General features: G+C 46.4%; 8 protein-coding genes. 7 read left to right on the forward strand and 1 reads right to left on the reverse strand.

Annotated features, from left to right (window positions below; all coding sequences use genetic code 11):
• The 4 genes from Q0256_RS03780 to Q0256_RS03795 form a co-directional block, all read left to right on the forward strand.
• Window positions 1-598, forward strand: a 598-nt coding sequence (locus Q0256_RS03780; RefSeq protein ID WP_297960175.1) for a hydrogenase, incomplete at its 5' end; no start/stop codon positions are given.
• The gene (locus tag Q0256_RS03785; protein ID WP_291936431.1) at window positions 595-939 is read left to right on the forward strand and encodes a formate hydrogenlyase maturation HycH family protein; all 345 of its coding nucleotides are present in this window, start codon (window positions 595-597) and stop codon (window positions 937-939) included. The genes Q0256_RS03780 and Q0256_RS03785, both read left to right, overlap by 4 nt.
• Window positions 939-1,391 (forward strand): hydrogenase 3 maturation endopeptidase HyCI, encoded by a 453-nt coding sequence (locus tag Q0256_RS03790; RefSeq protein ID WP_297960177.1) that lies wholly within the window; start codon window positions 939-941, stop codon window positions 1,389-1,391. Before Q0256_RS03785 ends, Q0256_RS03790 begins: the two co-directional genes overlap by 1 nt.
• Window positions 1,392-2,255: a formate/nitrite transporter family protein gene (locus Q0256_RS03795; protein WP_005871911.1), complete on the forward strand. Its 864-nt coding sequence runs from the start codon at window positions 1,392-1,394 to the stop codon at window positions 2,253-2,255.
• Between the two features lie 439 nt (window positions 2,256-2,694).
• On the opposite strand, the gene Q0256_RS03800 is transcribed toward Q0256_RS03795, so the two are convergent.
• The gene (locus Q0256_RS03800; RefSeq protein ID WP_005871915.1) at window positions 2,695-3,333 is read right to left on the reverse strand and encodes a Crp/Fnr family transcriptional regulator; all 639 of its coding nucleotides are present in this window, start codon (window positions 3,331-3,333) and stop codon (window positions 2,695-2,697) included.
• Window positions 3,334-3,687: 354 nt separating this feature from the next.
• Here Q0256_RS03800 and Q0256_RS03805 point away from each other — a divergent pair, with 354 nt between their 5' ends.
• The 3 genes from Q0256_RS03805 to Q0256_RS03815 all read left to right on the forward strand — a co-directional run bounded on the left by Q0256_RS03805 (window position 3,688) and on the right by Q0256_RS03815 (window position 6,994).
• A complete protein-coding gene (locus Q0256_RS03805; protein WP_297960179.1) occupies window positions 3,688-4,521 on the forward strand; it encodes a class I SAM-dependent methyltransferase in 834 nt (277 codons plus the stop codon).
• Window positions 4,522-4,748: 227 nt separating this feature from the next.
• Window positions 4,749-6,161: a sodium:alanine symporter family protein gene (locus Q0256_RS03810; RefSeq protein WP_297960181.1), complete on the forward strand. Its 1,413-nt coding sequence runs from the start codon at window positions 4,749-4,751 to the stop codon at window positions 6,159-6,161.
• A 146-nt stretch (window positions 6,162-6,307) separates the two neighbouring features.
• The gene (locus Q0256_RS03815; RefSeq protein ID WP_297960183.1) at window positions 6,308-6,994 is read left to right on the forward strand and encodes an MOSC domain-containing protein; all 687 of its coding nucleotides are present in this window, start codon (window positions 6,308-6,310) and stop codon (window positions 6,992-6,994) included.
• The last annotated feature ends 696 nt before the right edge of the window (window positions 6,995-7,690 follow it).

The raw sequence follows: 7,690 nt of genomic DNA on the forward strand, positions 1-7,690 counted from the left end.
CACCGGTCCGGTTACTCGACAGATGTATTATCCGCTGCTCCGCGCTTATGAGGCTGCACCTGATCCAAAGATCGTAGTGGCTCTGGGAGCCTGCGGAAGCACTGGTGGAATTTTTCATGACGCATATAGCGTATGGAGTGGCATCGATAAGATTGTGCCGGTAGATGTTTATATCCCCGGCTGCCCTCCGCATCCTGCTAGCATCATCTATGGTCTTGGTATGGCGCTTGGCATCATCGATCAAAAGCTTCAAAAGAAGAGCTACGAGCAAGATAACACTCTTCCGCCACCGGTTAAGAGTTCAGTTATCGGCGATATTTTATTCGAGCGCGATCTGCAAGCTGAAGCTAAGAGGCTGATGAGCTATATTTTCGGAAGAGTTTTATTTGCAAAATATATGGATGCGATCAAAACCTCATCTGACGTTCACGATCCAAAAGCTTCTCGCGAGGCTCTACTTAACGCTATCCATACCGAAGAGGATCCTAGATACGCGGAGTGCATGGCACTATTGCACAATGACGTATATCTAAAATACGCCCGCGCTACGGAAGAATTTAAGATCGATCCGCAAAAAGAGGTCTGGAGCAAACGATGATTGAGGTTTTTAAGCTTACAAAGCGGCATATGGACGAAAACGAAAATTTACCCAAAGAACTAAAGGATATCAAGGTTTTTTCCACCTGCGTCGGTCACGGCGTAGGTACGATAGATTTTAGCGAAAAGGTACTTGAGATAGACGATGAAGAATTTAAACGCATCGTCGAAAACTCGGGCGACTACGTTAAATTTAAGATCGGTAACCTAAGCAAGTATTTCGAGATTGAAATTTTTGCCGAGCACGCAGCCAAGCTAATCCCTCAGCTTTGCGAATGTGAGCTTAAAGATCTGCTAAAAAATATGCGCGAAGGATACTTCGTGCTAAGGAAGGATTTTTGATGCGAAAGGCGTTGCTTTGTATCGGCAATCCCCTTCGCGGCGACGACGACGTGGGCAATGAAACAGGGCGAATAGTCGAGGCGAATCTAAAAGACTGGCGCGTTTTTTATGGGCAGGATGTGCCCGAAAACGAATTTGCAGCACTTAGGGAATTCGCCCCTGAAATTCTGATCGTAGTAGATGCGATGAGCGGCTTTGATGAGGATAAGATAGAATTTTTCGACCTCAGCAACGATCGCGACTATATCTACTCGACGCATAACCTACCTACGCCGGTGCTTCTAAGCTATTTGCGCAAAATTTGCCCAAAGACATTGTTTTTGGGCATAAGCGTGCTGCTCGATAATGTCCTTGATTTTAAAGAAAGGTTAAGCGAGAGCGCAAAAAAAAGCGCGAAAAAAGCTTATGAGCGTATCTTAGAAATTGATTCAAATTTAAATGAGGAGGAGTAAATGTTAAATCCTGCAGAAACCGCGCAAGCGGTGTCTAGTTCGATGCAACACAAGGCGCATACCCCGCTAATTAGCATAATTTTTCTAGCTATAATGGCGGGCGCTGCAATCGCTATGGGCGATATTTTCTGGGCTCACTCGACCGTCGGAATGGCTGAAAAGCAATCTATTGGCTTATCAAATTTCATCGGCGGTATTACCTTTAGCTGCGGTCTGATGATGGTGGTTTTTTACGGTGGGCATCTATTTACCAGCTCGGTTTTAACGGGCGTACCTGCTGCCGATGGCAAATTACCGCTAGGTAAAACTATCGGCTATTGGGCTATCGTTTGGTGCTTTAACTTCGTAGGTGGCGCGTTAATCGCATATATGTATTATTACTCAGGACTTCCGCTTAAATATGATGGCTACATCTTGCAGCACTTCATTCCTGCAGCAGCAGGCAAAATAAACGCGCCTTTTCATGAGCTATTCATCCGCGGAATTTTTTGTAACGTGTTTGTATGTATGTCTATCTGGACTGCGACCAGCGAGAGTAATCTATCGGGTAAATTCTTTGCAATTATGTGGATGATCGGCGCATTCGTAGCTTGCTCTATGGAACACTGCGTGGCAAATATGTTTATCCTAACTGAAGGCATCATCGCTAAAGGTCACTACCTTGCAGCTGCGGGTGGCGATGTAAACGCTCTTGCAAGCTCGCTTCACGGCGTAACGGCGGCTCAAATAGATTCAATAAACTGGGGAAATTTCATCGTTAAAAATATGATCCCAGTTACGCTAGGTAACATCTGCGGCGGTCTATTTTTCGTAGGCTTGGTCGGATTTATGGTAAATAAATACGATATGAAAAAGAAAGACTAATCTATCGCGCTTCAGCACGATATAAACAAAATATGGCGCGGCACTTTGCCGCGCATTTTTAGTTTCTTAAATTTTAAAAATTCCGATGCGTAAAATTTCGTTCGATCCAAAATTTTAAATTCCATTGCAACCCATAAAATTCCAGCTTGATTTAAAATTTTAAATTCCATAGCCTGCCACTAAATTTAAAATTCCAAAGCTTTGCGTTTTAGGATAGCGGATAAAATCCAAAAGCGAATTACACGTTAAAATTTTAAGCAAATTCAAAATATAATTTTAGACAAAATCCTAAACGAAATTCGGGATGAAATTCTAAAACCAAGCTCTTGATAAAAATTTTACGCTGTAAATCTAGGTAAAATCCTGCGCCGTAACTTTAGACAAAATTTCACGCTTAAGCCGTAAGCTGCACAAATGCTTTAAAAACTCTAGCCCGAGCCTAAACACAGTAACTAAGCAATCTGTCGTAGTCCAGGATCAAAAACTCGTGCTGACTGATTTTTTGAATTACGTTATCTTTTACAAGCTCGTTAAACGCGGTACTCGCGCTTTGACGCTTGAGCCCTACGAAGGATGAAAGCACCTTTAGCGAAAAGGGCAAAAAGACGTATTTGTAGCCATTTTGATGAAAATTCTGCTCGTTTGCAAGCTCGATCAAAAAGCTCGCGATGCGCCCTTTTGCATTTTCAAAAAGTATAGAGCGTGTGATTTTGCGCTGCAGCAGAATTATCTCTGTTAAAATTTTTATATATGCCTCGCAAAAGCTGCGATTTGCCAAGATCTCCCCTAGTCCGCTCGCATCGATCGTGTAAATCTCGCTGTCCTCTAAAAACTCAAGCGCGCAAATTTCATTAAGAATGGTGATATTGTCCTTGTTTAGGTAGTTGATGATGAATTCTTCGCCGTCTTCAAAAAACGAAAGCTTCGCCTGCCCGCTTTTAAAAATAAAAACTTTAGGCGCCTCGCTATAAAAAACATAGCCTTTTTTGATGACTTGGTGCTCGAACATTGCAAGCTCCTCGTCGCTAAGCGTGGCGATAGCCTCGGTTTGCAGTAGTCCCAGCCGCGATTTTTCCATATAACCTCCAAAAGCTAAGAATTATACAATGAAATATTTAGACAAAGATAAAGCTGCGCGGATTAAATTTACCATCCGCGCTATGGCTGGGCATCTAGGCCGCCGAAGCTAATAAATTTTATAGTTTTTAAAATTCTAAATTTTACCCGCGCTTTGCATCGCGTAAAATTTCAAAAATTAATTGAGCTTTACGCGGCGAAATTATAGCCGAAATCCACGGCGCAAATTTAAAATTCTGTCTCTAAATAAAAATTCATATCATTTTATTGAAATTTTATTTAGCAAGGATATAATAATGCATATTAAAAATAAGCGGCATTTTGCTCGCGGCAATACCGCAAGAAAGGAAACCTCATGCAAAAGTTAAATTTTAAAAATAACGTCTCCGAGACGCTGCTAATCAATGTCTATATGCGCCACTTGGATTTCAAAGACGCGGATCCGATCCTAAATGATCCCTTTTCGAGCGCCGTGGTCGAACAGATCGATTATGATTTTGCGAAATTTAACGACGCGCGCCTTAGCAAGACAGGCACCGTTATCCGCGCGAAATTTTTCGACGACGAGACGCTGCGGCTCGCGGCGGAGTTCGACCGCCCCGTCATCGTGCAGCTCGGCGCGGGGCTCGACACTCGCCCGCTTAGATTGCAAAAAGCCCTACCAAACGCCCTATTTTACGACCTCGACCTACCCGATGTCATCGCCGCACGCGACGCGCTGCTACCCAAGGCGGAGAATAATTTCAGCCTGCCCTACTCGATGCTAGATCTTTCGTGGATGGACGAGCTGGTCGCAAAGCACGGCAGCGCGGGCTACATATTTATTTTAGAGGGCGTGAGTATGTATTTTGAGAAAGAGGAATTTAAAAAATTTTTTATCGCGCTCGCGCAAAAATTTAGCGGCTACGTGCTGAGCGACTTTATGAGCGAGTTTTCGGTTAGGAAATTCGACTCCAAGCGCCACGACGCGATGCGGCACATGCAAAACGTGCCCTTTAAAATGGGCATCAACGGCGGCGCGGAGGTGCAGAGCTGGGAGCCCGCCCGCATCCGCTTCATTAAGGAGGCCGCGATGATGAAAATGTACCGCGAGCACTGGAGCCTCAAAGCGCGCCTATTTAGCCTAATCCCCGCCTTTTGCAACGCGTGCAAGATGTTCGTTTTCAAAATCGAAGGCGGTGATGAATAGGCTTAAAATTTCAGTTGATTGCTTTGCAAATTTAGGTAGCTAAGGCGCTAATTATAAGCTTCTTGCCAAGCAAGCTGGCATGCAGAGCAAACGGCACATACCGCTTTGCTTAATGCTTGAGTAAAATTATAAAAACGCTTTAAAATTTCGCTTAAATTTACCTCGATTTATAGGAATTTAAGAGTTTTTAAAATATATTTTCGCATCTTAAATTCACGGAAAAGATCATGCAAAATTTTCTCGACAAACTCACCGCCACAATTGACGTAATCAACTCCTTTTTGTGGGGTCCATACTTTTTGATCGCCCTACTTTGCGGCACCGGCGCGTATTTTACGGCGCGCTTGCATCTGGTGCAAATTTTTAAATTTAGAATGGGCGCGCGCAAGCTTTTTGGCAACTTCTCCCTGCACGGCGAGGCTGCGGGCAAAAGCGGCATGAGCTCGTTCCAAGCCGTCGCCACGGCGATCGCGGCACAGGTCGGCACGGGCAACCTGGTAGGCGCCAGCACCGCGTTAGTTATGGGCGGACCGGGCGCGATATTTTGGATGTGGTGCGCGGCGTTTTTGGGCATGGCGACGAATTTCGCAGAGATCTGCCTGGCTCAAATTTACCGCACCAAGGACGACAGCGGACATATGATCGGAGGGCCCGCGTTTTACATCAGCCGCGGACTCAAAAGCCCCTTTGCCAAGCCTTTAGCGGCATTTTTTGCGCTAGCCATCATCTTTGCTTTGGGTTTCATGGGCAATATGGTGCAAGCAAACTCCATCTCCGACGGCTTTAGCAGTGCATTTGGAATCCCGAAGTGGGTGAGCGGCGCAGCATTGGCGCTCATCTGCTGCGTCATCTTTTTCGGCGGTGTCAAAGCGATCGCACGCGTAGCAGAAAAGGTCGTGCCACTAATGGCGATCTGCTACGTGCTCGTTGGCCTCGTCATCATCGGCTCAAATTTCGATAAAATTCCATCCGTCATCGCGCTGATATTCAAAGCCGCATTTGATCCATCCGCTGCCTGGGGCGGCGCTACGGGCGCTACGATCGCTACTGCGATGAGATACGGCATCGCGCGCGGGCTCTTTTCAAACGAAGCGGGCATGGGCTCGACGCCGCACGCACACGCCGCAGCGAACGTCAAACACCCCGTAGATCAAGCCGTGCTCGGCATAATGGGCGTTTTCGTCGATACATTCATCGTGCTTAACATCACCGTTTTCGTCGTACTCAGCACCGACGTAGTCACCTTCGAAAACGGCAAGGCGGTATTTTCGGGCATCTCGCTGGTACAGGAAGCCTTCGGATCGCAAATTTTGGGTCGCAGCGGTGGCTACGGCTTCGTGGCGATCTGCCTGTTTTTCTTCGCATTTACCACGATTTTGGGCTGGTATTACTTCGCCGAGATCAACGTGCGATACCTCCTGGGCGCGAAATTCGTCAAGCTCTTACAAATTTTAGTCGTCGCATTCGTATTCATAGGAAGCGTGCAAAAGATCGACCTCGTCTGGGGGCTAGCCGATATGTTTAACGGACTGATGGTGATCCCCAACTTAATCGCGATCATCCTGCTTAGCCCCGTCGTCGTGCGGCTTTTGAGCGACTTTAACGACGGCAAAAGCTACAACGCAAACGACTACAAATAACGCCGCGCGCTAAATTTCAAGCCCGCGCTTGGAATTTAGCGCAAAATTGCTGTAAAATTTAGAATTTTAAAATTCTTTTCGAGCTAAAATTCTTGCCTAAATTTTATGATCTAAGGAGAACGGATGCAAATTTTAAGGAGTAAAAAATGCCCGTTTTAAAAGCATTACTGACCGGGCAACCGCGCGCTTACGGCGACGAGCGCGCTACGCAGCCTCTAAAAAAGCGCTGGGAGACGGCGATATTCAAGCAAGCTAGAGCGGGTGAAGTGCGCGCGAATGAGCTTGGATTCGAGGGCGACGCGGTAGCCGACACGCTGCATCACGGAGGCACGGAAAAGGCGATTTTTGCCAACTCGCTGCAAAATTACGCCGCGTGGGAGAGATTTTTGGGACTTAAAAATCTAGCCTACGGCGCAATGGGCGAAAACCTCACGATCAGCGGACTACACGAGCAAAACGTATGCATCGGCGATGTGCACCGCATAGGCTCGCTGGTGCTGCAAGTAAGCCAGCCGCGCAAGCCCTGCTACAAGCTTTCAATGCGCTGGGGCAACGCGGAGATGACGGCGGAGATCGCGCGCAGCGGACTTACCGGCTGGTACTACCGCGTGCTAGAGGCTGGCTCGTGCCGCGCGGGCGACGAGATCTACGTCGTAGAACGCGACCCCACTATGATGAGCGTGATGGAGCTCAATCGTCTATTTTACGGCGATCGCCTCGATGAAGGGCTGTTAGCAAAATTTAACCGGCTTACGACGCTTACTCCAAAATGGCGTGAGGATATGCGCCGCAAGCTAGAAGGCGGCTACGACGACAGCTTTATGCGGCTATGAAATTTAGCCTCGAAGCGGCGTGATAAAACCAGCAAAGCAGCGCCGCTCCTTGCTAGCTTTAAAACACACTTTTGGCGCTGATTTCAAAATACTTTCTTGCGGGCCAGCCTGCAAAATACTTTATAGGCTTGAGCGTTTAAAATATCTTCTAGACTTTCAGTATCAGCGCGAAAAACCACTTCTTAAGTGCGAGCATAAATTCAGGCTAAATTTCAAAACCGAAATTTTAATTCAATCCGCGCCGCACGCACGCAAATGCGATCTGTTCTCTGCCCTATTTTATGACATGATACAGCTACAAGCAGAATTAAAGACGCAAATTTAACCGCACTTAGAATTTAAGCCGCTATGAAGTCTAAATTTAACCGCACGTTCAAAGCCGCGCGCGCCGATCTTTTTAAATTTTAAAATTTAAAAGCGGTAAATTTAATCCCCTTGCTACGCAGCGATTTTTTCCAAAATTAAAAAGCGAACTATTTTTACTCGCGCAACACACTCATCTCGCACATTTAGCGGCGTGGCTCTTACGCTGCAAACGAGCTTTCTCAAAGCTTTGTAACGCGCGCCAAATTAGACAGTCAGATGCTTCGCCAAGTGCCCTTCAAAGCTTTATAGCGCTCGATATAAGTAGAATTTTGCGTGGAATTTTGCGCGACGCGGTAACAATTACAACCTTTTAAAGAGCGCACCGCAGCT

It is taken from the genome of uncultured Campylobacter sp., from assembly GCF_937949835.1.
In the GTDB taxonomy this organism is placed as follows: domain Bacteria; phylum Campylobacterota; class Campylobacteria; order Campylobacterales; family Campylobacteraceae; genus Campylobacter_B.